The sequence below is a fragment of the Natrinema soli genome (assembly GCF_028618695.1).
In genome coordinates this window covers 1-2394 of sequence record NZ_JAQIVI010000495.1, presented here as the reverse complement: position 1 = coordinate 2394, position 2394 = coordinate 1, and the positions used below count along the sequence as shown (strand labels likewise).

General features: G+C 67.4%; 2 protein-coding genes and 1 pseudogene. 2 read left to right on the top strand and 1 reads right to left on the bottom strand.

Annotated elements, in window-relative coordinates; genetic code table 11:
• The coding region (locus PGX04_RS24820; RefSeq protein WP_273740945.1) for a Rossmann-fold NAD(P)-binding domain-containing protein at positions 1-749 on the top strand (749 nt) is incomplete at its 5' end.
• Positions 750-968: 219 nt separating this feature from the next.
• Complete coding sequence (locus PGX04_RS24815; protein WP_273740944.1) at positions 969-2159, top strand: DHH family phosphoesterase; 1191 nt, start codon at positions 969-971, stop codon at positions 2157-2159.
• Between the two features lie 85 nt (positions 2160-2244).
• On the opposite strand, the pseudogene PGX04_RS24810 reads toward PGX04_RS24815, so the two are convergent.
• A pseudogene (locus PGX04_RS24810) lies at positions 2245-2394 on the bottom strand (carbohydrate kinase family protein); the annotation flags it as partial.

The window sequence follows — 2394 nt, the reverse complement described above, 5'->3', positions numbered from 1 at the left end:
TCACCGACCGCGGGTCGCTCGCGGCGGTGCCGGACGTCGACGCGATCGTCTTCGCCACCAGCAGCGGGGGTCGCGGTGCCGAGGCCGCCCGCGAGGTGTACGTCGAGGGATTGCGGACGACGATCGAGGAATTCGGCGAGCGCGAGAACGCGCCCGAGCGACTGGCCTACACCTCATCGACGGGTGTCCACGGCGACCACAACGGCGACTGGGTCGACGAGGAGACGCCGCTCGAGCCCACCACCGACAAGACCGAGGTGCTCGCCGAGGCCGAACGGACCGCGCTCGAGCACCCGCCGGAGTACGGGTTCGAGGGAACCGTGGCCCGCTTCGCCGGGCTCTACGGCCCTGATCGGTACCGACTCGAGCGCTACCTCGAGGGGCCCGTCACGGACGGCTACCTGAACATGGTCCACCGGGACGACGCCGCCGGCGCGATCCGGTACCTGCTCGAGGAGGACCTCGCGCGCGGCGAGGTCGCGCAGGTAGTCGACGACGAGCCGGCGTCCAAATGGGCGTTCGCTGACTGGCTGGCCGGCGAATGCGGCGTCGAAACCCCGCCGAAGCGGACGAAGGCCGAGCGGCTCGCGGACGACGACGTCTCCGCGGCGGGCCGCCGGCGAATCCTGACGAGCAAGCGCTGTTCGAACGAGCAACTGCGCGATCTCGGCTACGAGTTCGCCTATCCGACCTTTCGAGAGGGGTATCGCGACGCGATCGAACGCTATCGGGCTGACGACGCCGACTGAGACGGTCTGCTGTCCCGCTGTACCGACGCACCCGTCTGGCGGGTGGCGGGTAACGGGTGCGTCGGAACTGACGGACAGGAGTCCGTCTGACTCGAGGCCGGCCGTGCGAGGCCACCGACCTCGCTCGAGACCGGCTGAGACGGGTCCACCGGTGATACTCCACCCCGAATCGGGGGAAATCAGGGGAAATTTCATGGTGGTTCGATCTGAGTTCCTGATATGAGCTTCCGGAGCGCCCCGACAGCCGTGACGTTCGTCGGGGTGAACCCGCTTGTATCCGAGTCGATCGACGACTCGATCCAGTCCCTCGATCCGCTCGTTCTCTCGCTATTGATTCTGGCCGTCGTCGCGCTCGTCCTGGGTGGTTGGTGGGTGATTCGGTGGTTTCGGCGACCGCCGGGCGTTCGGCTCCAGCGCGTGTTAGCGACGCACGACGACGTGGCGATACTGATGCATCCGAACCCCGATCCCGACGCCATGTCCTGTGCGATGGGCGTCGCCGAGATCGCGGACTCGGTCGATACCGAAACGACGCTGCAGTACTCCGGCGAGATCCGCCATCAGGAGAACCGGGCGTTCCGGACCGTCCTCGATCTGGACATCGAGTCCATCGAGGCGAGTTCGCAGCTCGAGTCGGACGCGGTAGTGCTGGTCGATCACAACACACCGCGGGGATTCACCGGAGCCCAGACGGTCGAACCGGTCGCCGTCGTCGACCACCATCCCGGCAACGGAGCCGGCACGAAGTTCACCGACGTGCGGACGGACTACGGTGCGGCATCGACGATCATCGTCGAGTACCTGTACGATGTCGGCGCGACGATGGCCGATGAGGAGGGCTCGAACGGGTTCGAGATCTCGCCGGAACTGGCGACGGGGCTGCTGTACGGCATTCAGTCCGATACGACCCACCTGACGAACGGTTGTTCGCGGGCGGAGTTCGACGCCTGCGCCGCCCTGTTTTCCGGGATCGACGAGGACCTGCTCGACCGGATCGCCAACCCGCAGGTCAGCGACGACGTGTTGCAGGTCAAGGCGACGGCGATCACCCAGAAGCGCGTCGAGGGCCCGTTCGCCGTCTGCGACGTCGGCGAGGTCGGCAACGTCGACGCGATCCCCCAGGCCGCGGACGAACTCATGCACCTCGAGGGAGTCACGGCGGTCGTCGTCTACGGCGAACACGACGGGACGCTCCACCTCTCCGGCCGATCGCGCGACGACCGGGTCCACATGGGCGAGACGCTGCGCCACGCCATCAGCGACATTCCGATGGCCAGCGCGGGCGGCCACGCGCGGATGGGCGGCGGGCAGCTCTCGGTCGATCACATGAACGGAATCGGCCCCTCCGACGGGATCAGTCGCGACGAGTTCGAGGAACGGCTCTTTTCCGCGATGGCGGGCGAACGATAGCGTCAGCGGGTCGGTTGTATCCGGTTATCGGGACAACCGCACGTACGGTCGCGGTTGTCCCGGAAATGACTTCCAACCGGCCCTCTCAGTCGGCGCGTTCGCACACCGATCGCAGCGCCACCGGATCGGCGGTCTCACCGGTCGCGACGAAGTGTGCCGCACACGCGTTTCCCAGTGCCAGGGCCGTCTCGAGGGGCCACTCGCGGGCCAGTGCGCAGGCCAGGCCGGCCGAAAA